The 23,909-nt window shown below is 41.8% G+C and carries 20 protein-coding genes and 3 tRNA genes; 9 read left to right on the top strand and 14 right to left on the bottom strand.

The genetic code is table 11. The annotated features are described in order from the left end of the window. Positions 1-485: 485 nt before the first annotated feature. Both B5771_RS20615 and ade read right to left on the bottom strand, forming a co-directional pair. Entirely contained in the window at positions 486-1,631 is a 1,146-nt protein-coding gene (locus B5771_RS20615; protein WP_088189202.1) for an aldo/keto reductase, read from the bottom strand. A gap of 177 nt (positions 1,632-1,808) precedes the next feature. Continuing rightward, on the bottom strand, positions 1,809-3,602 hold the full coding sequence (gene ade, locus B5771_RS20610; protein ID WP_088189201.1) for an adenine deaminase: 1,794 nt from the start codon (positions 3,600-3,602) through the stop codon (positions 1,809-1,811). A 484-nt stretch (positions 3,603-4,086) separates the two neighbouring features. Between ade and B5771_RS20605 the strand changes: the two genes are divergently transcribed. Continuing rightward, positions 4,087-5,529 carry a 4-hydroxyphenylacetate 3-hydroxylase N-terminal domain-containing protein gene (locus B5771_RS20605; protein WP_088189200.1) on the top strand — a complete coding sequence of 481 codons (1,443 nt, stop codon included), beginning with the start codon at positions 4,087-4,089 and terminating at the stop codon, positions 5,527-5,529. A gap of 9 nt (positions 5,530-5,538) precedes the next feature. Here B5771_RS20605 and B5771_RS20600 read toward each other — a convergent pair whose 3' ends face one another. The 5 genes from B5771_RS20600 to B5771_RS20580 all read right to left on the bottom strand — a co-directional run bounded on the left by B5771_RS20600 (position 5,539) and on the right by B5771_RS20580 (position 6,846). Continuing rightward, the gene (locus tag B5771_RS20600; protein WP_088189199.1) at positions 5,539-5,976 is read right to left on the bottom strand and encodes a hypothetical protein; all 438 of its coding nucleotides are present in this window, start codon (positions 5,974-5,976) and stop codon (positions 5,539-5,541) included. Continuing rightward, on the bottom strand, positions 5,957-6,178 hold the full coding sequence (locus B5771_RS20595) for a helix-turn-helix transcriptional regulator (RefSeq protein WP_088189198.1): 222 nt from the start codon (positions 6,176-6,178) through the stop codon (positions 5,957-5,959). Before B5771_RS20595 ends, B5771_RS20600 begins: the two co-directional genes overlap by 20 nt. A gap of 402 nt (positions 6,179-6,580) precedes the next feature. Beyond that, positions 6,581-6,656: transfer RNA gene (locus B5771_RS20590), tRNA-Lys, on the bottom strand. Between the two features lie 8 nt (positions 6,657-6,664). Then, positions 6,665-6,740 (bottom strand) — tRNA-Glu (locus B5771_RS20585). 31 nt (positions 6,741-6,771) lie between these two features. Continuing rightward, positions 6,772-6,846, bottom strand: a tRNA-Gln gene (locus tag B5771_RS20580). A gap of 273 nt (positions 6,847-7,119) precedes the next feature. Between B5771_RS20580 and B5771_RS20575 the strand changes: the two genes are divergently transcribed. Together B5771_RS20575 and B5771_RS20570 are read left to right on the top strand one after the other, a co-directional pair. Continuing rightward, positions 7,120-7,368, top strand: a complete 249-nt coding sequence (locus tag B5771_RS20575; protein ID WP_088189197.1) for a hypothetical protein — start codon at positions 7,120-7,122, stop codon at positions 7,366-7,368. 24 nt (positions 7,369-7,392) lie between these two features. Continuing rightward, entirely contained in the window at positions 7,393-8,046 is a 654-nt protein-coding gene (locus tag B5771_RS20570; protein ID WP_088189196.1) for a YidC/Oxa1 family membrane protein insertase, read from the top strand. A gap of 503 nt (positions 8,047-8,549) precedes the next feature. Here B5771_RS20570 and B5771_RS20565 read toward each other — a convergent pair. Together B5771_RS20565 and B5771_RS20560 are read right to left on the bottom strand one after the other, a co-directional pair. Further along, the gene (locus B5771_RS20565; protein ID WP_088189195.1) at positions 8,550-9,110 is read right to left on the bottom strand and encodes a nitroreductase family protein; all 561 of its coding nucleotides are present in this window, start codon (positions 9,108-9,110) and stop codon (positions 8,550-8,552) included. 22 nt (positions 9,111-9,132) lie between these two features. Continuing rightward, positions 9,133-9,558 carry a universal stress protein gene (locus tag B5771_RS20560; protein ID WP_088189317.1) on the bottom strand — a complete coding sequence of 142 codons (426 nt, stop codon included), beginning with the start codon at positions 9,556-9,558 and terminating at the stop codon, positions 9,133-9,135. Between the two features lie 280 nt (positions 9,559-9,838). Here B5771_RS20560 and B5771_RS20555 point away from each other — a divergent pair, with 280 nt between their 5' ends. Then, positions 9,839-10,825, top strand: coding sequence for a tyrosine-type recombinase/integrase (locus tag B5771_RS20555; protein WP_088189194.1), 987 nt, complete (start codon positions 9,839-9,841; stop codon positions 10,823-10,825). A 109-nt stretch (positions 10,826-10,934) separates the two neighbouring features. Here the strand turns inward: B5771_RS20555 and B5771_RS20550 are convergent, their stop codons facing one another. Further along, positions 10,935-11,120, bottom strand: coding sequence for a hypothetical protein (locus B5771_RS20550; RefSeq protein ID WP_047811045.1), 186 nt, complete (start codon positions 11,118-11,120; stop codon positions 10,935-10,937). Between the two features lie 915 nt (positions 11,121-12,035). Here B5771_RS20550 and B5771_RS20545 point away from each other — a divergent pair. From B5771_RS20545 to B5771_RS20525, 5 genes are all read left to right on the top strand, one after another. Then, positions 12,036-13,655, top strand: a complete 1,620-nt coding sequence (locus B5771_RS20545) for a peptide ABC transporter substrate-binding protein (RefSeq protein ID WP_088189193.1) — start codon at positions 12,036-12,038, stop codon at positions 13,653-13,655. 93 nt (positions 13,656-13,748) lie between these two features. After that, a complete protein-coding gene (locus tag B5771_RS20540; protein ID WP_088189192.1) occupies positions 13,749-14,681 on the top strand; it encodes an ABC transporter permease in 933 nt (310 codons plus the stop codon). Between the two features lie 2 nt (positions 14,682-14,683). Beyond that, on the top strand, positions 14,684-15,595 hold the full coding sequence (locus B5771_RS20535; RefSeq protein ID WP_088189191.1) for an ABC transporter permease: 912 nt from the start codon (positions 14,684-14,686) through the stop codon (positions 15,593-15,595). Between the two features lie 9 nt (positions 15,596-15,604). Next, the gene (locus tag B5771_RS20530; RefSeq protein ID WP_172408339.1) at positions 15,605-16,627 is read left to right on the top strand and encodes an ABC transporter ATP-binding protein; all 1,023 of its coding nucleotides are present in this window, start codon (positions 15,605-15,607) and stop codon (positions 16,625-16,627) included. Further along, positions 16,624-17,598, top strand: coding sequence for a dipeptide ABC transporter ATP-binding protein (locus tag B5771_RS20525; protein ID WP_088189189.1), 975 nt, complete (start codon positions 16,624-16,626; stop codon positions 17,596-17,598). The genes B5771_RS20530 and B5771_RS20525 overlap by 4 nt, the downstream gene beginning before the upstream one ends. Positions 17,599-17,668: 70 nt before the next feature. Here the strand turns inward: B5771_RS20525 and B5771_RS20520 are convergent, their stop codons facing one another. From B5771_RS20520 to allB (B5771_RS20505), 4 genes are all read right to left on the bottom strand, one after another. Continuing rightward, the gene (locus B5771_RS20520) at positions 17,669-19,321 is read right to left on the bottom strand and encodes a PucR family transcriptional regulator ligand-binding domain-containing protein (RefSeq protein WP_088189188.1); all 1,653 of its coding nucleotides are present in this window, start codon (positions 19,319-19,321) and stop codon (positions 17,669-17,671) included. A gap of 204 nt (positions 19,322-19,525) precedes the next feature. Then, positions 19,526-20,926, bottom strand: a complete 1,401-nt coding sequence (locus B5771_RS20515) for an NCS1 family transporter (RefSeq protein WP_088189187.1) — start codon at positions 20,924-20,926, stop codon at positions 19,526-19,528. 52 nt (positions 20,927-20,978) lie between these two features. After that, positions 20,979-22,331: an allantoinase AllB gene (gene allB / locus B5771_RS20510; RefSeq protein ID WP_088189186.1), complete on the bottom strand. Its 1,353-nt coding sequence runs from the start codon at positions 22,329-22,331 to the stop codon at positions 20,979-20,981. 15 nt (positions 22,332-22,346) lie between these two features. Beyond that, entirely contained in the window at positions 22,347-23,705 is a 1,359-nt protein-coding gene (gene allB, locus B5771_RS20505) for an allantoinase AllB (protein ID WP_088189185.1), read from the bottom strand. Positions 23,706-23,909: the final 204 nt, after the last annotated feature.

Below are 23,909 nucleotides of genomic sequence, written 5' to 3'. Positions count from 1 at the left end.
TTTAATAGTTAGAATTTTTCAACAAGTTAAAACTTTCACATGTTTTTGTGAATATTTACACTTTCAACTTAATGAAAGATTGGTAAAGAAACAAGGACACTTACTGGTTTTCCCAATTGGGGATTAGCACAATTTGCATGAGTTGAACAAAAAGACGCCCCTTTCTTACATAACTTTTATTCGGTCAGAATAATAACATTTTTTAGTTTAGTCTCTTTAATCGTATCTGTCTTCCTTATGTACATAAAAAAATTTTTTTGTTAATAAATAAATCCATCCCGAGTTATTAAAATGAAAACGTATTTTTTAAAGTGCGCTTTAAAAAACCGAGGCTATCGCCCCGGTCCTCCAATTGTTCTTTAATATCCTTATTTTAGACGCTGAAACTATGAAATCTATGGTACGCGATTTTACATATTATATCCGCATTTAAATAATTCATTTTAAACTGAAGTGGTCCTCAGAGCGATCTATGATTCGCTGCCTTATTCCTTTCTTGTCGGAAACTGAAGTTGTACGTCAAAGACAGCAGAAACATCTTTTAGGTGCTCTGTGATCTTCAAATGCTGTGGACACGCTTTTTCGCATTCCTTACAGCCAATACAATCACTTGCCCTGCCATGATTCGCCGCAAGATTCAAATAATAGACAAACTGACTCGAAAAGTTATTTGTCGTAGCACGTTTAGTACTGTTATACAAGGCAAAATAATCCGGGATAGCAATCTTTTTCGGACAGCCTTTTTCACAATATCTACAGATTGTACAAGGAATTGCTGTATTTTCGTTGATCGTCTCGGTTACCTGATTGATAACGTTGTACTCTTCTTCGTTCAAAGGTTTGAAGTCTGCCATATAGGAAGTGTTATCCATAACCTGTTCGATACTATTCATTCCGCTTAGTACCATAAAGACTCCCTCCTGACTGGCAGCAAATCGGATTGCCCACGATGGAACAGAAGCCTTAGGATTGTATTCGTTCATTACCTTTTCTGCTTTTTCCGGTACTAAGGCAAGTGAGCCGCCTTTACATGGCTCCATGACGATTATCGGCTTATTATGCTTTCTAGCGACCTCATAACACCTTCTTGATTGAATGCTTGGATTTTCCCAGTCAATATAATTGATCTGTAACTGCACAAAATCTAATTCGGGGTGAGCCGTTAAGATCTCATCCAATAATTCGGGTGAATCATGGAATGACATCCCGAGGCTTTTGATCTTGCCCTCTTTCTTTTTATTCATTCCAAAACCGAAACTATCAAGTTCACAGGCCTTCTTATAGGTGATAACGCCAAGATTGTGGAGAAGATAATAATCGAAATACTCCACACCGCATTTTTCCAATTGCTCATTAAAGACTTTCTCCTGGTCTTCCACAGTTTTTACATCTCTCATAGGAAGCTTTGTGGCAAGTTCAAACTCATCACGTTTATGTCTTTTGACAAGAGCCTCTCTCATTATGCTCTCACTCATGTAGCTATGGTAGACGTATGCGGTATCAAAGTAAGTAAATCCTTCTTCTAAAAAGGTGTCAACGAGTTTGTTTACCGTTTCTTTATCAACGGATGTTTGGTCATTCTTGTCCAGAAGCGGTAATCTCATACATCCAAAACCTAATTGTTTTCCCATCTTACGTTTTCCTTTCTCCTTCAACTCTTGTTATGGTTAATGATTTGAATGACAATTTGTATCTTAACCTCCTGTCATAGTCTATCATTTAGAGTTAACTCCAAGTCAAGTCAACCAGTATTTTTTATAACAGGTGGCTTGCTCTTAATTGCCTTTATTCTAGAGAAAAGAATCGAACTACTCAATTAGCAAGTCTAAAAACTTGAATTGACATGTATCTACAAGTCCCCGATTAGTTAGTCTCAACTCTGGCAGAACGGCCAAGGCCAGCAGTGATGTGGTCATAAATGGGGATACCAAATCGCAGCCCAGCTCCTGCCATGCTCGCTCGAGACTGGCTACTTTCCCGGCTACTGCCTCAGCAGGCTCTTCGCACATCAGCCCGGCTATAGGTAAAGGCAGCAGTGCCAAAATCTGACCGTTTTTAACAGCCACGAGTCCGCCGCCGACTTCAGCAAGAGTATTTCCGGCCAAAGCCATGTCCGCATCGTTCGTCCCAACAATCAGCAGGTTATGCGCATCATGGGAAACCGTTGAAGCTACGGCTCCTTCTTTTAGGTGAAAACCTTTGACAAACCCTTTCCCCATAGTACCCGTTGCTTTATGGCGTTCAATAACTGCGGCTTTAATGACATCCTGTCTTAAGTCCGTTTGAATTTTGCCGGCGGCAACGGGTAACTCACATTCCCTATGATAAGTCCCAACCTTAGCCTCAATAATTTCTATAACGCGAACCTTAGCCAAGTTTTGCTCTAATCTCGGGACAGACACTGCAAAAGCCTCAGCCATCAATTTCCCAGCCAAATGCACTGTTTTCTTCGCGTAATCCGGATAGGTGCTTCCGGAAATCTCCTCGATCAGTTTACCGTTTTCAGCAACGACTTCCCCATTGATGATAACCTTTTCGATGGTAACGTTCGTTAAGTCACTTATTATTAGAATATCTGCCCAGCGACCTGGGGAAATACTGCCAAGATCCTTACTCATTTCAAAGCATTGAGCAACATTTAACGTCACCATTTGGACCGCCGTAATGGGGTTAACCCCCTCTTCGATGGCCCGTTTAACGATATGATCAAGGTGTCCTAAGGAAACCAAAGTTTCCGGATGGGTATCATCACTGATTAGGGTAGCGTACCGCGTATCTATCCGGTTCTCAGTAATACTTCTGACTGTTTCCTTTAAATCATGCCAAGCAGAACCTTCCCGCAGCTGCGCATACATCCCCAAACGCATTTTGGCCAGCGCGTCTTCCATCCTTACTGACTCATGGCAGCAGCGTACACCAGCAGCCACATAAGCATTTAAGCCTGCTCCCGTTTCCGGCAGCGAGTAATGTCCGGTTATTGTTTTATTAGCATTTAGAGTTGCCTGAAGTTCCTTATGCGTATCCGAATTTCCCTGAATTACTCCGGGAAAATTCATCATTTCTCCCAAGCCCACAACCTCTTTCCAGGTCATAGCTTCTTCTATCTCTTTAGGGCCTAATTCAGCCCCGGTATCTTCGAAGCCTGGAGCTGCCGGAACGCAGGAAGGCATTGCGGTATAAACCCTGAGAGGAACATTTCTGCCGTCTTCAATCATCAGACGTACGCCATCCATGCCTAGAACATTGGCCATTTCATGAGGATCCATAAAAATGGCCGTAGTTCCATGGGGCATAACTACGCGAGCAAATTCTCGAACAGACAGCATACTGCTTTCGACATGCATATGTCCATCCATGAACCCAGGCGTAATATAACTCCCTTGGGCTTCAATAATCTGTGTATTCTCACCGATTGTATGGGAAGCATTTCCGACTAAAGCTATTCTTCCGTGGGTTATAGCGACATCTACGCCCGAAACAATTTCTGCCGTATTAACATTCACTAAGCGTGCATTCCTTATGACCGTATCCGCCGCTTCCCTCCCCTGTGCAACTGCAGCCAGCTTCTCAGTAACCTCTGCTAAGGCATACCTTCTTTTCATATATGGTTGTCATTCCTTTCGCTGTTTCATGGCACTAATGCCGCTTGTCATTATCTGTTTATCTAATAATCTGTTCATCATAATACTTCACCAAAATATTTGTAATTACCTGCTTAACGGTATTGTTATTTTATCTTGTTAATTTATCACATGCTGCGAGAAGCCTGCCATCAATTCCAGACTTCTAAACATAATAAGAACCTTCTTTTTGCCTGTAATCGCAGGGCGCTGCATTTGACAACAAAAGCGCAATACCCTATCCACAGTCAGTCCAGAACCCTTGATAAGTCTGCAGTCATTCATTTCTCTTCACAACGGGGTTATCCCGGTATTAATCAACCGCCTTATGTTGATATAAATTATTTCCATCTAATATCGAAATTTAAAAAGGAATTTGCTAACTTATATTGAATATTTTGAATATTATAAACCGCATATCTTAATTAGCCACATCTCCCTTCAGTTATCAAAAAGGAGGATTACAATGAAAACAGCGACTGAATACCTTGAGAGTATGAAAGCTTATAATCCAAGGATCTTTCTCGGCGGTAAGCAGGTTAACCTTCATGAAAATTCCACCACAGTGACCGTCCTTCGCGCTAATGCCAGGGTTTACGAGCTGGCTGAGGATCCGAAATACGCTGACATCATGAATGTTTTCTCACCATATTTGGGTGACAAAGTAAGCAGAAACCTGCACATTGCCTCCAGCGTCGCTGATCTGGAAAAAAGGTCAGAAATGGCAACCCTAACCAGCCAAATGCTGGGGACCTGTAATTATCGCTGTGTGGGGGCGGATGTCTTGAATGCCTTAGCCGGTATTACTTGGGAAATGGACAGAGAGTTAGGTACAGAGTATCACAGCCGCCTGCTCAATCATCTCAAATACCTTCAAGAAAATGATCTGGCCGTAAGTGGAGGGGTTACTGACGCTAAAGGCGACCGAACTAAACGACCTGTAGAACAGGATGACCCTGACGTATATGTTCACATAGTAGAAAAAAGAGAAGACGGCATCGTAGTGCGGGGAGCAAAAGTCAGCCAGAGTGGCGCGATCGGTTCACATGAAACCTTAGTGATTCCCACCATGGGAATGCGTCAGGGAGAAGAGGACTTTGCCGTAGCCTTTGCCGTACCCAACGGAGCCGAAGGATTAACATATATTTGCCAGTACACACCATTTACCGCCGAGAGAGAACTGTCCCCTGACGTGAAATACCTGGGCAATCCCCTTTACGGTCAAAGGGAGACTTGCATCATGGTCTTCGATAACGTATTTATACCTTGGGAACATGTTTTCATGTGCGGTGAAGCAAAGTATTCTGGACGGTTAGTCGCTCGGTTCGCCAAGACACATCGCATGAACTGCGGCGGTGCCTGCAAAGTGGGTTTTGCTGACCTGATTATCGGTGCCACCCAACTTGCCGCAGAGTTCTCCGGGATTCAAAAAGCGCCTCATATTGTGGAAAAGATGACCGACATGATTCGAATCAATGAAACCGCTCGGGCCTGTACTGTCGCTGCAGCGCTGAAAGGACATGAGGAACCGACCGGATCCGGCTTTTTTCAGCCGGATGACATCTTTGGCAACGCGGCCAAACTTACTATTGCCGACGGTTTTTGGGATATCCTGAAATGGGCCGGAGACATTGGCGGCGGGATGGCAGTAACCATGCCTTCCGAGCTGGAATTGGAAAATCCTGAAACAGCCCATTATGTCCGCAAGTTCATGAAAGCCTCAGCACCGGCCGAACAACGTCTTCGAATCGCCAAGTTTATTCAAAACTGGTGTGCCGGCCTGCATGGTGCAGGTACTTGGCATGGAGCCGGTTCCCCCATGGCGCAAAAAATGGCCTTATATAACCTAACTAACTTTGATGAGAAAAAAAGCTTTGCCAGAAGCCTTGCCGGTTTAAAAGAAGAGTGAACTTGTTCACTAATTCCGTTTGTCATGATAATAATAACAACTTATTTCTGCAATGATCATAATTGTAGGAACAATCCCAATCCCGATAAAAATACCGATCATCCCCTCAAATTTTGTTATCCTCCAGGCAAGTGCAGATAAAACTGTAATGGCAGCGCATACAAAAAACGTTATATTATAAGCACTGCTTTTTGATTTCATTGTAATTAATTTTTCCCGTTCATCATTATTTTGCTCATCTTCTTGGGTACACCTTTCATTTAGACTTCTAGCTACCGAAGTCGCTCCGAATAGGAGACAAAAAGCATCAATAAGAACACTTTTAATCATTCTAAGTGTAGGATAATCATGGAAGCGGCTTACAGTTATAAAAATGCCGGTACCAGCCAGCAACAAAAATACGATGCCGCTCCAAAATTTCTTTTGGTTATGTATCTTTTTTCCCATCCTCTAAATTCTCCTTTAAACTATATAAATCTTCAATCGTGGTATTAAACGTGCAAGCTATTTTATAGGCAAGCATGATTGATGGATTATACTGACCTTTCTCCAGAGAAATAATAGTTCTTGATGAAACACAAACTAAGTCGGCTAGTTGTTGCTGCGTCATATTAGCAGCAATCCTTAGCTCCTTTATTTTATTTTTCAACGTATCCTCCCGCAAATGTGAAGTACATTTCACATGAAGTATACTTCACATTTTAGCTTAAAAATTTTTTCTGTCAAGAACAATTACCTTTAGCCTGAAGTTAACGAGGGACCCACCCTACTTACAAGAAGTGGGGGTCTTAAAAACTGGATAAATTAAATAAATCTGGAACAAACTATTCCATTACGGCAATAACAATTGTTAATTCACTGACGTTAATGTAGATGAATCCGTTTGAATATTTTAGCAATCTTATATGTATCTAAATTGTTAGGCAATATATTGATACGAAGTAGTATATAGGAAAAAACCGATGCCTTTATTCACTTGAATAGCACCGGTTTCTAATATATAACTTCTCTCTGTTTTTAGAATTACACAATTCGGCTGCAAATAATGAAATGGTGAGCCATCCGCGACTCGAACGCGGGACACCCTGATTAAAAGTCAGGTGCTCTACCGACTGAGCTAATGGCTCATTATGAATGGTGACCCGTACGGGATTCGAACCCGTGTAGCCGCCGTGAAAGGGCGGTGTCTTAAGCCGCTTGACCAACGGGCCAGATGAATTTTATACCACCACGGATAATAAATGGCTGGGGTGGCTGGATTCGAACCAACGAATGCCAGAGTCAAAGTCTGGTGCCTTACCGCTTGGCGACACCCCAATATATCTTAATGCCTAAGCTTTTGCTTAAAGCAATTTTGACTTGCTTTTAACTTTCTTTATCAGAACGTTTAATCAGCATCTTCAACTACTTTTAGCGCGGAATTAAATACTAGCATTTATAGTTTATGTTGTCAATATATATTTTAAACATAACTCAAATCTAAGTGTCTCCCCTCAAGATTGGGTTCCCTCAATAGTCTTCGACCCTTGTCATCCCCTCGCTTGTCAATAATTCTCTAAAGATATATAATTCCCATGAGGAGGTGAGCTAATGCAACTTGATAGTTGGCTTTTTTTATTTCTTAACTTAACAATATTATTAGCATTTTCCGGAATTGTTTTTACTTTGTTTAAAAGCAATATCAATGGTCATATGCTCGAAACTACCTCAATAGAAAGAAATCAATTCATTTTACGCACACTCATCCTTATTCGTTTTCGAAAATATCTTGTTATCAGGAGAATGCTTAAACAAGAAAACGATGACGATCCGCCATATATCTCCTCTTTAGTTTCTTAAGAAAATCTAAGGAGGAATAATAAAATGCATATGTTTAGTTCGCTATTTTCTTTAATATTAGGTTCCCTAATTAACTTAACAGGTGATTGGTTTTTGGCGGTTGCTTTATTGACCTTTGGACTTAAACTTCTTCTCTTTCCTTTGTCGGTTAATCAGCAACGAACTCAGCAATTCTCAGCTAACTTAAGTCAGGTAAAGTCTGTTTTAGCGGTCAAATTTCACAATAAAACAGAAAAGGTTAATTCTGAGTTGCTGAAGATCTCTTCAAAGTACAAGGTTAATTCTTTTATGTCATTTCTGCCATTTTTAATCCAAGCGCCAATCCTCTTCTCGTTTTATTTTTCTGTTCTCAATTTGAGCTCGTCCGTTGGAAGTTTTCTTCTCCCTTGGGTTTCTGGGGTTCACGCAATGGATAATCTTCACATTTTACCTGCAATAGCGGGTTTCTTCCAGGGAGTTAACGGATTTACTGCTAGTAACAGAAACTTTTTGTCCTTCGTCGTTCCGGTGATCATTGGCTTGGTTTTTCTTTGGAAAGCGCCGGCGGCACTCAGTGCCTATTGGATCATAAACTCAGGCTTAGGATTAATCGAAAGGCAGATCTTTTCCCTCCGCGCTGTGCGCAAAAAGCTGTTTAATATCCCTACCCCAGAGCAAATGATAGAAGAAACTGTGTAAACGCCCAAGGAGAGCCGTTACTTCTCTAATGCGGTTCTTAAGTCATTAACTTGTTTCTTTTGCGACATCTAAATTCCTCCCTTGCACTACATACCACAACTATATAACCATCAGATTCCCAATATATTCCAAGCAAAATACCGTTCTAAAATCCTTAATGGTTTTATTTGTTTCTACTGATTTATGTAAAATTATACTCTTTTATTGAGAGCTTGCAATTTACGTTTAAGCAGTGAGGTTTAAAATTATATAAAAGTAAATTTAAACCGTCGAATATGCTAGAACAATTATTAATAATCGGAGTGAGCGATAATGAATCACATCAAAATAGCTTATCAACAATTTTAGGCCTAAAAAAACAAGGTACAAAAACAGGCGCTGCCCTTCAGTGAGGCAACGCCTGTCAAATAAATGTCTTTTACAAATTCGCTTATCGTTATGCCATGAGTATTAAAGATGGTATCGTTGACATATTCTCTGCTGAATGCCAATGAGGTTTGCACCTATTGCCCTTTTAGAAAAAGATCCTCAATGTTTTTTCTGTTATCCGGGTTTTCTCTGCTTTGCAATTCTTGACTCAAACTATCTTTTTGTCCATAATATCCCACTGCTATCACTGCAATTATTGTGTAATCCTCAGGTATGCAAAATTCTTCCCGGGCTTTTTCACGATTAAAGCCTCCCATGGCATGGGTAATCAACCCACGTCTCTGAGCCTCCAAAGATAAATAACCCCACGAAGTTCCGGCATCAAACATATGCCAGTAATTGTCTTTTCCATTTAACGTAAATGTTTTCTTGGAAACGATTAAAATCAAAACCGGAGCTTTCTTCGCCCATTCCAGGTTTGAAGGAGTTAAAAGTCCACGCATTTTTTGAAGCATTACTTCGTTATCTGCAATAATAAATCGCCAAGGTTGCTCGTTAAAACATGAAGGTGCAAATCTGGCCGCCTCAAGCAAGGGCATTAAATCTTCTCGCGGAACTAACCTGCTATCAAATGCTCTGGGTGACCATCGCTCTTTAATTTCAGGGATAATTTCAAAATTGAACTGTCTCGTCATTTTCCTTCTCCTTTCACTGATCTTACTTTACTACCAGCACAGGACATAAAGAATGGGCAAGAACCTTTTGAGTTACGCTTCCTAATACAGCTCCTGATATAGGTCCATGTCCATGACTGCCCATTACAATTAAATCAAAATCCCTCTTGGCTTCTTCAAGAATGGCGCTTGCGGGATGCCCTGAAATATGCTTTTTATGGAAAACAATATCACCTACTTCAATCCCTGCTAAAGCTGCCTCCAAAGCTGCTTCTCCACCTTGATCAATTTCCTCCTGAGATACGACAAGACCATAAGATACTGTATAGCCCCAATATGCTTCTGGATTGTACGTCACATGAAATAGCTCAACCTCGGAGTTAAATTGCCGTGCAAGGTTAAGTGCTGTAATCAAAGCTCGGTGCGAATATTCGGAAATATCTGTCGGAACTAAAATCCTTTTGAACATCATTTACCACCCCTTCTACACTTATTGGGAAAAATGGTTTAAGGCCAAAAGATTAACCAAACTAGCTTCTCATTAAGTATTAATGCTTAAGCTTTATTTATTTAGGTATTATTATATCATTATAATTATTCTTTACAACTATTTTATATAAATCATATCCGAGATTCTTAATCTGATTAAAACAGGCATAGAATACAAAAACATTGCCATAACGATGTATAATTATGAGTGATATATACTCCTGATACACCCATTTTACTGGATCATTGGAGGTTTGATAATGGATATCAAGGCAACGAAACACCTTCTGCCCCAATTTGCTCAAGATTTTATCAATCATCTTGCAGTTACCAATAAGTCCAAATCTACTCAAGCAGCATACGTTTACGAGTTGGGTATGTTTTTTAATTATCTCTGCCGCACGATGCCTAACTTCCCCTCCTCTCCCTCTCAGATCCAGGTTTCAGTCATGGAAACCGTCGGTCATCGCCATATTGAGTCTTATTTAAGCTGGGCAAATTCCGAACGTAATAACGGCCCCCGTGCTCTGGCTCGTAAACAGGCAGTAATTAAGTCATTATATCGATACATGCTTCGTGAAGATATGATCCATAAAGACGTTACAATTAAATTAGATCCAATCTACGTTAATCAAAACCTTCCTAAAGCTTTAGAACCTAATCAAATTGCTGATTTGACAGATGCTTTAGAAACCGGTACAGGATTATCCGACGGTCAGCTCAAATACTATGCTTATACCGAGAAACGTGATTATGCCATTGTCCTTACTTTAATCGGCACAGGGCTGCGCTTATCTGAACTTTGCAGTTTGGATCTCAGCCATATATTTATAACAAAGGGGCACTTTAAAATTACACGTAAAGGGAATAAGGAAACCGTTGTTTATTTTAATCAGGAAGTCGCGACAGCGATAAATGATTATCTTAGCGGCGAACGCCCTCGTTATGCCCGTAATAACGTTGATGCTCTTTTCCTATCGATTCAGGGAAACCGAATTAGCAAAAGAGCAGTACAAAATCTAATTGCCAAATATATGACCATCCTCAAATCGTTTGGACATAACACGGAAGGTTACAGTGTTCACAAATTACGTTCGACATTTGCTACTTTGCTCCTGCGGGAAACGGATAATCTAGCGATTGTTCAAGACGCTCTTGGGCATGCAGATCCGAGGACAACAAGAATTTATGCTAAGGTGCTGGATGAACAATTAAAGCGTGCCGCCGATTTGATAAAGTTCAAATGAACTCGTTCAGCTAAAGCTGAACTTGATGCAAACAAGGCCATGAAGTAAAGAATGAAGACTGCCAGCCTAATTACTGACAGTCACAAGCTTAAAAACAATTGTAAACACGTTAAAAGATAACACCTAAGGCAACTAAAATTAGAATAGCTATAAAAATAACTGCTACTCCACATTTAAAGCATCCTACAACAGGGCAGCAAACCCAAGGCCTTAAAGTTCCAATACCACCTGGACCAGGTACCTGACCAAGACCTACTCTAGTACAGACGCTGCCGGCATAACCCCAACCGTACATGTTCCTTCCCCCTTTCAAGTAATTTTAAAACCCTATACCTCAATATACATATTTTGGTAGGTCTAATTTACTATATGTCCCTTGATCAGTACTTGCTCTTAAGGGCCATCTAATATTGTGATTTTCATATCTATTGGGGCTGTTTCAAAATGTATAAGCCCTTCCATAAAACAAAACCCCTGCATAAATAGTGGTTTATCATCCACTTATATGCAGGGGTTTGTTTATAAACGTATAAATACTCATTTTGCAACAGACTCATTTTTATCTAAGAAGTTGTCCAAATTAAATTTGGTACATTATTCCATATACTTTCATAGCTTATATTAAGGATGAAGACATCCTAAACTGCTGCAAAGGAGGTTTTGGTTATGTATGGTCGTTGGTGGGGCGGCTTTGGTTGGCGCTGGCCTTGGTTCGGTTTTTGGGGTTGGCCTTGGTTTGGATGGTGGTGGTAATTCGCAAAATAAAGTGTTCTCTTAACAATCGCCAATTTCTTAATGGGCTCTTATTTTAGATTATTTTATAAGCAGAAATTCGCTTCAAGTGAGTTTCTGCTTCTGTCTAAATTGCTTGAAAGCATCTCCGGTAGAAAGTCTTATGACTGTAGAAACTTTAAAAAAGCCCCAAATAATGGTATACTCGTTTACTTTTGTTAATTTTCTTAATCAACCGTATTTCTCTATTGTATTAAAGTTTGATAATAATCAATTTTATTATGTAACTCGTAATTTTTAAACTAACATTATTTTTGTTATTTTTGTATTTATACTTTCGATATTTACATATTCTCTTTTTTCTCTCTGATTTTGTAGCAGGAATTTACAATATCAATACCGAATACACAACAATTGAATCCGCTGAAATTACCTGCGGAGACAAAAGAAAAACTATAAGGAGGAAGAAAGAACAATCATGATCAGAAAGAAAAAATGGTTGGTTTCAGTCTTATCAGCCGCTCTTGTTCTTGGGTCTGTAGTTACCGGCTGCGGTACCTCAAGCACCCAAGCAACTCAAGGTGCTGGTAAACCAATGAAGGTGAGTTTTGATCCAGGCGCAGAACCTAAAACCCTCGACCCCCAGATGTCCGACGGTGTTCCCGAAGCAATCATGGAGATGAATTTATTTGAAGGTTTAACCCGTCTGGATAAAAACAATAATCCGCAATTGGCAATTGCCAAGAGCATTGATGTATCTGCTGACGGTTTAACTTACACCATCAAACTGAAAGACACAAAGTTCAGCAACGGAGATCCTTTGACTGCTGATGATTTTAAAGCTTCCTGGCTCCACGCTCTTGATCCAGCGGCAGCTTCAAATTATGCCTACCAATTATACTATTTTAAGAACGCGAAAGAATATAATGCCGGTAAAGCTACGGCAGATCAAGTGGGTATTGAAGTGAAAGACCCTCATACCTTAGTACTTACTCTGGCAGCTCCTACACCCTATTTCAAATCCTTACTGGCTTTCCAAACCTATTATCCGGTTGACCAAAAGAACGTTAAAGCCAATAAGAACTGGAATACGGAAGCCAAAACCTTTGTGAGCAACGGTCCCTTTATGATGAAATCATGGACTCACAGCGATACGATGACTCTTGTGAAAAACCCTAATTATTGGGATGCAGCCGATGTTAAACTCTCAGAACTCGATTTCAACTTGGTAGAAGATCACAAAGCTGCTGCAACCGCCTTTGATGCCGGACAATTGGATGGTTTATATGACCCAACTCCGGAAGATATCGTCCGCTATAAAAAATCCGGAGCCCTCAAACAAGCTCCTCAATTAGGCACCTATTTCTACCGCTTTAACACGACCAAAGCTCCTTTAAATGATCCCCGCGTACGTGAGGCCCTGTCCATCTGTCTCAATCGTCAGGATTTAATTACCAATGTCTTTAAAGGCGGACAAACTCCGGCCTACGCATACGTACCAGGTGGAATTCCTGATGCCACACCAGGTAAAGACTTCCGTACCGTTGGCGGAAATTTCATTACCGAAGATATTGCCAAGGCTAAACAACTGTTAGCTGCAGCTGGTTATCCTGATGGTAAAAATTTCCCAACTCTGACACTTCTTTATAATACAAACGGTACTCATCAACTCCCTGCCCAAGCTATTCAAGATTTCTGGCATAAGAATTTGGGCATCAATGTCAAATTGCTCGGTCAAGAATGGCAAGTTTACCTGCAAACGATGCAAAACCTGCAATACGATGTTGCACGCGCCGGCTGGAATGGCGATTATATCGATCCTATGACCTTTATGGATATGTTCACCACCGGAAATGGAGAAAACCAAACTGGTTGGTCCAATGCTCAGTATGACAAAGATATTCAAACCGCAAAGAACACTGCAGACCAAGCTGTACGTATGAAAGCCATGCATGATGCGGAAAACGTTTTAATGAAAGAAAACCCGATTATGCCGATTTATTTCTATGTACAAAACTATGTTCTGAAGGACAACATTAAGGGAGTTCTCGTTAATCCCATGGGGGACTTTGATTTCAAAACCGCTTATTTACAATAACATCATGTTGAGTGGACAGTAAGTTAAGGGGCAAGTTCCAGTAACTTGCCCCTTAACTCTGTAATTCTGTAACTTTGATTAAGGGGGAGGAATATGGTTCGCTATTTACTCGGACGAATCCTAGCGGCTATTATAGTAATTTGGTTGGTGATAACCCTGACCTTCTTTTTGATGCATGCGATACCAGGCGGCCCATTTGCTTCCGATAAGGTTTTGCTGCCCCAGGTTAAGGCCAACATTAATGCCCGTTACCACTTGAATGATCCTTTGTTTAAGCAATATACCGATTATCTAAAAAACGCTGCACACTTTGACTTTGGACCCACTTTCCGTTATCAGGGACGGTCTGTCAATGATATTATTAAAGAAGGTTTGCCCCGAACAGCGGCTATCGGTTCCATGGCTACTATTCTCGCCTTAATCTGCGGCACGTTTTTGGGAATTATTGCTGCCTTAAGGCAAAATAAAACGGCCGATTATGTGGCTACATTTTTGGCTACCATTGGAATCTCCGTACCAAGTTTCGTAATTGCTACCCTTTTACAGTATTATGTTGGATTTAAACTCCATCTCTTTCCGCCCATCGGCTGGGGAGATCCAAACCAGCTTGTTATGCCCGTTCTGGCTTTAAGTGCCTACCCTGTGGCCCAAATCACCCGTCTCACTCGGACAAGCATGCTCGATGTTCTCCATCAGGACTATATCAGAACTGCAAAGGCTAAGGGACTGCCCGGTTATATTGTTGTTTTCCGACACGCTCTCAAAAATGCCATTATCCCGCTTTTGACGTTTATGGGACCATTCTTTGCTTATATTCTCTGCGGCAATTTTGTTATCGAATATATCTTTAATATTCCCGGAATTGGACAATATTTTGTTACCAGTATTACCAACCGTGATTATCCCGTGATCATGGGGACAACGATTCTGGTTGCCACATTAATGGTCACGTTTAACCTTCTGGTGGATATTGCTTATACTCTGGTCGATCCGCGCATCAAGTTAACCAATCAAAAGGGGGTCTGAGCATGAGTTTGCCTTTAGATTCATTTACACCGCTGCAACAAACTCAAAAAACCGATGTGATTAACCGGCCAAGCACCACCCTCTGGCAAGATGCTCGCCGCCGTTTTAAAAAGAATCCTTTAGCCATGGGCGGGCTGATTGTTCTTATCCTAATCATTCTGTTCGGCTTTGGAGGACCCTTCCTCTCTCACTTTAACTATTATTCCAATGACTTGAGCCATACCTTAAACCCTCCTAATTGGGTTCATCCCTTCGGCACTGATGAACTAGGCAGAGATATTTTAACCAGGGCTATGTGTGGAACCCAGATTTCCCTGGCCATTGGCTTTGGTTCGGTACTGATTAACCTGACTATCGGGATTATCTATGGCGGTATCTCCGGCTATGTGGGCGGTCGCATTGATAATCTGATGCAACGGTTTATTGATATCATTTTCAGTGTTCCCGATATGTTATATGTCATTTTATTGATGGTTCTTCTTGGTTCTGGTCTGCGCAATATTTTTATTGTTCTCGGTATCGAATACTGGGTTACTATGGCCAGAATCGTTCGCGGCCAAATCCTGACACTGCGGGAACAAGAATTTGTTTTAGCCGCCCGCACTCTGGGGGCAAGCACTCCCCGCATTCTCTTCAAGCATTTGCTTCCCAATACCATTGGGCAAATTATTGTCGTATCTGCTTTGCAGATACCTGCAGCTATTTTTATGGAAGCCTTCCTAAGCTTTATCGGTTTAGGAGTGCAGCCTCCTTGGGTCAGCCTTGGATACATGGCTGCCGAAGGACGGGGGAATATTCCCGGTTCGGCTTTTGCTTTAATTTTCCCGGCAGCTTTAATTGCTATTTTAATGCTGGCCTTTAACTTTATTGGTGATGGGCTTCGTGATGCCTTTGATCCAAAAATGCGCAAGTAAGGAGGAGATATTGTGGCTTTACTGGAAGTGGAAAACCTCAGCACCTCCTTCTATACCTATGCTGGAGAAGTGCAGTCAGTTTCGGGGGTTAGTTTTCATGTCGATGAAGGGGAAGCTGTGGGGATTGTCGGAGAATCCGGCTGCGGTAAGTCGGTAACTGTTCAGTCAATCATGCGTTTGATTCCCAATCCCCCCGGCAAAATTAAAAACGGTCAAATCCGTTTAGCGGGCCGGGATTTAGTCCGCCTGCCGGAAAAAGAGATGCAGAAAATCCGGGGCAAAGAGATCGGAATGATCTTCCAAGACCCGATGACAAGCCTAAATCCTGTGCTTACCATAGGACGGCAGATGACGGAAGTCTTACAGCACCATGAAGGAATCGGAAAAAATGAAGCTTTAGGACGTGCTGCCAAATATTTGGCCATGGTAGGAATTTCTAATCCTGAACGACGTTTAAAACAATATCCTCATGAATTCTCCGGCGGAATGAGACAAAGGGTTATGATTGCTATGGCCTTGCTCTGCAATCCCAAGCTATTAATTGCAGATGAGCCAACCACTGCCTTGGACGTCACAATTCAGGCTCAGATCTTGGAGTTAATGAAGGACTTAAAGGATAAAGTTAATACTTCGATCATCTTAATTACCCACGATTTGGGAGTTGTGGCCGGTCTTTGTTCGCGAATTATCGTCATGTATGGCGGCAAAATCGTAGAAATGGGTTCAACCCAGGATATCTTTAAGGATCCTCGGCACCCTTATACTTGGGGATTGTTAAAAAGTGTTCCCCGCTTAGATGCCTCCCAACGCAGCAAACTGGTGCCTATCGTCGGGAGTCCTCCCGATCTGCTTAACCCTCCTAAAGGATGCGGCTTTGCGGCACGCTGCCCGCATGCTATGAAGATCTGTGAAACCCAGCCTCCAGCTTATACTGATCTTAATGAAAAACACCGGGCAGCATGCTGGCTTCTTCATCCCGACGCTCCCAAGGTGACCTTCAACGGGATTGATGAGAAGGAGGCTAGATCATGAGCAACGAAGTTATTCTGGAAGTCAATAATCTAGTCAAGCACTTTCCGATTAATGAGGGCTTTTTATCCCGTGAAAACAAAAAAGTTCATGCTGTAAACGGCATATCCTTTAAGCTTCATCAGGGAGAAACGTTAGGCTTAGTTGGCGAGAGCGGATGCGGCAAATCAACGGCGGGGCGCACCATTATCCGCCTCTATGAAGCGACGTCCGGCGAAGCAAAATTTATGGGCCGTAATATCTATGGCTTAAATAAAAAAGAAATGATGACTGTTCGCCGCGATATGCAGATGATTTTTCAGGATCCCTATGCCTCACTTAATCCGCGGATGACTGTTGGGGATATTATCGGTGAAGCTCTCGACATTCATCACCTGGCCAGCGGTCAAAAACGCACCAATCGAATCTATGAATTGTTGGAAACTGTAGGGTTAAATTCCGAGCATGCCAATCGCTTTCCTCATGAATTTTCCGGTGGTCAGAGACAACGGATTGGGATCGCCCGAGCTTTGGCGGTCAACCCCAAGTTGATTATTTGTGATGAACCTATCTCAGCTCTCGATGTCTCTATTCAGGCCCAAATCGTTAACATGCTGGAAGAATTGCAAGAACAACTTGGATTGACTTATCTATTTATTGCTCATGACCTTTCTATGGTCAAACACATCTCCCATCGAATCGCAGTCATGTATTTAGGACGAATTGTAGAAATAACAACGAGCCAAGACCTTTATGATCATCCGATGCACCCTTATACGCAGGCTCTCTTATCGGCTATTCCGATTCCTGACCCGGATGTAGAGCTAAAACGCTCCCGCATAGTCTTAGAGGGCGGGGTTCCAAGTCCCATTGACCCACCGAGCGGTTGTTATTTCCGTACACGTTGTCCAAAAGCACAGCCACAATGTGCCCAAACAACCCCTGAATTAAAAGATTGCGGCAACGGACACTTGGTTGCCTGTCATCTGGTTTAGAACAGCTCCTGCTATTAAAATAAGAGACGATTGCGTAGAAATGCAGTCGTCTCTTATTTTCGTTTCTCAATTATACCTGTTGATTTAAAATTTGAATGATCTTTAAGCCAAGTTCCAATTCTAAGCGATTTTTATAATCCTCTAAATCAAGTCCGGTGACCTCTTTAATCCGTTCTAAACGATAAAGTAAGGTTTTGTAATGAATAAAGAGCGCTTTTGCTGCTTTACTTGCGTTACCATTATACTCTAGAAAGACTTCTAAACTCTTTAAGAGTTCCGTTTGGTTCTGCCGATCATAGTCCACAAGTATTTTGAGTGATTTAGGAACAAAATCTGCAAGATCATTACCTTGTCCAAACTTGCAAAGCATTCGATAGACACCTAGGTCTTGGAACCAGGAAATGACGTCTTCTCCTTGAAGCATTTCTCCATATATTAGGGCATCCTGGGCCTCTTTATAACTCCTTGGAATCTCTTCGATCTCCGCGGCAACATTACCAATACCAATCCCAATCATGATTTTTTTCCATCGTTTCTTCGCATTATCCTGAATTTCCCGCCCAGCCTTCTTAATCTCCTCAATCGTTTTGCTTGATTCTCTAACAGGCCATAACACAATGATTGAGTCACCTTTATGTCCGAGAATAAAGTCTTTCATTCGGGTTCTCATCACGTTCATAATCAATGACTGAATTTCAGCTTTAATTCCTTGAAAAGCAATCTTATCCTGTTTGAACTTAGTATCTGCTAAACACTCATCCAAATATTTGAGGCTGAACAGTACAACAACAAAAGGACGATTAATTTCCCAAGCCAGGAGATTAGCCCTTTCACGCAAACTGCTAACTTCAATCTCTCCGCTAATGAGTTTCTCAACAATATCATTGCTGAATTTTTGTTCTACTTCGCGGACGGCAAAACGCCTGACCATCTCCAAGGTTACAACTGTCGTAGCTTGATCCAAACAAATCAATTCCATCTCATCCATTGGTTTGTTAATTTCAGTCACAATTAAATAAGCTTTTATCTGACCTAAAGCCTGAATCGGAACCACAACTTGGTAAACAGGCTTTTCCCCTGCTCCGGCTATCTTGATGCGATAGGAATTAAAGTCCTTGCTTAGCAATTCCCCTTCATAAAATGTCATCATACCCTCAAAATCAGAAAATTTCTCATCAGTGGCAGACAAACATTTCCTTTGGTTATCAAAAACACTCACCGGATTTCCAACCAATTCTGCTAAAGTCCTTGTGATCTTATCAAGGCCTTGGCATTGAAGCGCTAAAGCGGTAAACCGTTCCTGAATTTCTTTATAATATTTTAGTTCAATAACTTGCTTGTTAAAGAGCATCTCCATGACGGGATACATAATATCCACATAGCGAACATTGCCATTTAATTGAATAATAGGCAACCCCACCTCATCGGCAATCTCTAGGATATCCGGCGGGATTGTATCAACAAAGCGCCGAATTTTAACCGCCAGCGCGCAGACGCCTTTGGCTGCGAGATTTCGGATGAACTCATGATAATTTACCTTTCCTCCCAAGGTGGAATATAAACTTGTCAGGAGCAGTTCACCACCGGCCAGCCAATCGACGATATCCGGGGCTTCCATAATGGTAACCCCTTTAACCACTTTCTTGAGACCCTGGGCACCTGCCATTACTTGTGACGTTCGAAGCGGTTCGAGTTTGAGCAATTTCTCGACTGTTAATTCCACGTTACTCCTCCTGTTAATAGCCTTTCACATAGTATCGTCAATAATTCGATTATTTCTCCCCGTTTCCTGCATATAACTTTTAATGCCCGAAAAAGAAGTAAACCTGTTCAGATAAAGCGATTGAAAAAATGTATTTACATATGAAATCAAAGGAAGCCGTCTTTGCAGCCGACTTCCCCTAACTTAATGCTATGGTTTTACTAACTAATTGTTCTCAAATATTGTTCCACTTTTAAATTTCGACCCTTTAAAGGCAAATTTCATCAGGAGATAGTAAGCAATTCCCGCAACTACCAGGCCAATTATCCAGGCAAGATCGACTTTCAAAAAGGCGGCACCTGCTCCAATCAGCATGGCAAGTATTGCTGCCGGATTATAACCGGCGAAGACCCCCGATTGATTGTACAATTCACTAACTTCTATACGTTGTTTTCTAAGAATATAATATTCAATAAGCAAAATTGCGACAATTGGTCCCAAGAATGCGGAATAGATAAGAATGAACATATCCAAACCTTTGGCCGAGGAATCCTGAACAAGCACCCAGGGAAAGGCACACAACCCTAACAGTCCAGTGATAAATACGGCTACTTTGTATTTTAATTTCGTGAACAGCTGAATGACATAAGTTGGGGTGACAATATTTGCAACCATGTTTGTGGCAACTGCACCAAGAACGATGAAGGCCGATACAAATACCGTAATATAGGAATTATCAACGACGATGGCAAAAGCTTTGACAGGATTGGAGATCCCGGTTGCCGATGCCAGCATAGCGCCGATCGTAATAACAAAACCATAGGCCAGCACAATCGGTGAGAAATAGAGGAAGCCTCGTTTTCCATCGCGAATACCCGATTTTAACTCTCTCGAATAATCGGCAGCACTTAAAAAGATACCTGCATAATTCCCCAGGAAAACCATGATGAAGGAAAAGAAAGGCAACCCCCATGAACCGGTGGCATGAACCCATTTTTGACTGACGACACCATTATACTTTGTGACGAGAATGCCAAATACATAAACCAGGGCAACCATAATCACGATAGAAGTCAGTGTTTCAACCCATTTAATGGCATGGAATCCGTACATCGAGATTACAATTTGCACCAATTGAAGAACAACGAAACAAATGACAACATTATTAAAGGCTCCGCCGGTAATAGCCTTGGCAATTTCGTTTAAAGCTGTACCGCCGATCCAGCTCTGGACACCATACCAGACAACGGCAGGAATGCCGCGCAATAGTGAGGTTACAGTAGCTCCTTTTAGGCCAAAAGACATTCTAAGTTGTACGACATAAGGAATTCCGGTTCGATAACCGAGTCTGTCATTTAAAGCAAATACCGACGAAATAATGGCGATAGCGATAATGGCGGCTGCAAAGGTCTGAACGATATTCAACGTGGCAACTCCGGCGACAACTAAACTCGCTCCCAGTGTCATATTACCTAAGTTAACGCCATCTCCGATCCACATAAACATATAGGGGATTGGACCTACCGTCCGTTCGTTTGGCGATTTCGGATTCAAAGCTTCATCATGATCTGCCGACTGTGAAACCTGGGTTACGTTTGTTTCGAGGTCTCCTGAATTTGTAGACATTTTTACCTACTCCTCTTCTTAAGCGTTAGCCCTATTCTAAGCGATCCCTAAATTAAACGAGAGGTCTTAAATGTTTGCCGATTGGTTTGGAAACTACTTTTCCGTCTTTAAATATCGTCTTACCTCTGAGAATGGTTTGAATGATTTTTCCGCGGAAGGTGCTGCCTACATATGGGCTGGCCTTATGTTTATAGAAGAGATCTTCTGCCTGGAGTGTAAACTCCTGATTTAAGTTAACCAGCGCAAAGTCTCCGTCAAATCCTAAGGCAATCTTTCCTTTCCCCGGAATTTTAAAGACCTCATTGACATTTTGTGCTGTCAATTTGGCAATATCGACAAGGGGTACTTTACGCTCATGATAACCATGTGTAAGCAGTGACGACAACGTCGTTTGACAGGCAGAGATCCCTCCCCAAACCTTTAAAAACTCTCCGTCTTTCAGTTTGGGGTCGCACGGTGAATGGTCGGAGGAGATAAAGGCAAACTCACCATTGAACAATTTACCCCACATTTTTGTTTGGTTTTGTACATCGCGGATTGGGGGTGAACATTTGGCGACCGTTCCCATCCGTTCAACATCATCATCGGTCAGAATTAAATAATGACCAATGGTTTCACAGGAAACATCAACTCCCCTGTTCCTGGCCTGTGTTACTAACTCCACTGCCCTTGCGGTGCTCACGTGGGCAATAATCAATTTGCAGCCCGTTTCCTCAGCGTAGGAAATCATCCGTGAGACATTTTCAATTTCTGTTATGGGCGAATGAGCTGCAAAATAGTCGCGGACAGTCGTCTTATTGTTGGCCAGAGCTTGAGCAGTCAAGGCACTCACAATCTCAGCGTTTTCACAATGAACCATTAGAGGATAACCAAGCTTGGCTAATTTCTCCATGCCGACTAAGGCCGTGTAATCGTCCATTCTCTCAAACTCTGTAATTCCGCTGAAACATGAGAAGGCCTTAAAGCCAACAACGCCGCATTCGGCAAGCTCTTCCAGCTTATCTAAATTTTTAGGCGTAAGACCGCCCCAAAATCCATAATCGACTAAAGAATCCCTCTGAGCAACGGCAAGCTTATTGTTAAAGTTTTTAGCATCTAACGTACAGGGATTGCAGTTAAGCGGCATATCAAAATAAGCAACCCCACCGCCGGCAGCCAGCGCGTTACTTCCGGTGGCGATAGTTTCCCACTCCGTACGGCCTGGGTCGTTAAAATGAACATGTCCATCTGTCGCACCGGGAAAAACATAGTTACCTGAGGCATCAATCGTTTCCTTAGCCTCACCGCTTATTTCCTCAGCGATTTCAACAATTCTTTCATCGTCAACAGCAACATCTGCTTTCTTGACACCGTCTGGACAGACAAGCATTCCCTGCCGAATAATTAAGTCATAACGCTTGCTCATAATTATCCCCCTAACCTATTTCAATTTGCTGACAAATTCACCAAAACCCTTTTGACCGACTATTTTGCCGTCTTTGGCGACCACTTGACCCCTTACAACGGTGCAGACAGGAAGACCCTTTCCTTTTAAACCGACAAAGGCAGAAATTTTATTGACATAGCACAAGGACTCCGGAGTAATTTCCCATTCCTTTTCCGGATCAAGGATAACGAGATCGGCATCAAATCCAACCTCAATGGCACCCTTTTTGCCGAAAATCCCGCAAACCTTTGCTGGACCTTCACTTAAACTCCGGGCCAATAAGGTCGGATTATAGCCTCTTTTGACAACGCCTTCGCTAAAGACGACCTGCATGACATTCTGGATACCGCTAATGCCACCCCAAGCTCCAAAAATTCCATGCTTTTCTTCACTCTTCTCACTCAATTCACACGGTGAATGATCAGAAGCTACGCAAGATAATGTCCCGTTATTAACATATTCCCACATTTCTTCTACAGCGGCCGCTTCCCTTAAGGGAGGTGCACATTTGAACAAACTGCCATTCTTAATGACGTCTTGGTCGGTAAACGTAAGATAATGTCCGCATGTTTCAGCTGTTACATCAATCCCTTGCTGCTGTGCCTCTTGAATAATTTTAGCAACTCGGGGATGGCTGACATGACAGATATGGGCTTTTGCTCCCAGCTCCTCAGCAAGATTAATTATATTTTGAGTGGCTATTAGTTCAGCAATGATCGGTCTGGAATTCAAAAAATCCTGCCAATCGTTTTTTCCTTTACGTTGTGCTCTCTTCTCTTCCCACTTGATCAGGGAATAGTCTTCGCAATGAAAAGCGGCACGGGCATCAAACTCCCGCAAAATTTCCATAGCTTCTTTAGCTTGACCGATAGTAAGAGATACGTAATCAGGAGATACCGGCCCAATGAAGGATTTAAAACCGATACAACCTTTTTCATCCAGTTCTTTCAATTGATTTAAGTTATAGTCAACTAGTCCTCCCCAGAAACAATAGTCAACATAAGCGTTCGCAGAAACCGCTTGAATCTTTTTATCGAAAATCTGAGCATCCGTCATAGCAGGTTCATTTTGCAGAGGCATATCGATGATTGTGGTGATTCCCCCCACCCCTGCTGCTGCGGTGCCGTGAGCGTAGTCTTCTCTCCACAAGTAGCCTGGATCATTTAAGTGAGCATGACTATCAATTGCCCCGGGAAATATATAGTTTCTCTGAGCATCAATTACTTCTTTTCCTTTAAGGGGATTTTCGGATTCCACAATGGCTGCGATTTTCCCATTCTTAACACCTATATTAGCTTCGATAATTCCATCCGTTTTAACAACCTTGCCGTTTTTTATAACTAGATCAAACATAGCCCAACCCCTCCTTTTACTAATTAAATACCTAAAATCCGACATTTCATTAGGATACCCAGCTTAAGTCTTAAATCTAAATTGTTATTGGTAATGTCCCCTCCTTAACATTGAATTTATACAATTCGAATAATGTTCTACATCTAGAATATAATGAACATTTACATTTTTCATTATCACAATGTGCTAATCAAAAGATGATTT

This window comes from Desulfosporosinus sp. FKA (assembly GCF_002196785.1).
GTDB lineage: Bacteria > Bacillota > Desulfitobacteriia > Desulfitobacteriales > Desulfitobacteriaceae > Desulfosporosinus > Desulfosporosinus acididurans.
Note: the sequence above shows the minus strand (reverse complement) of the source record. Positions and strands in the feature narration are given on the sequence as shown.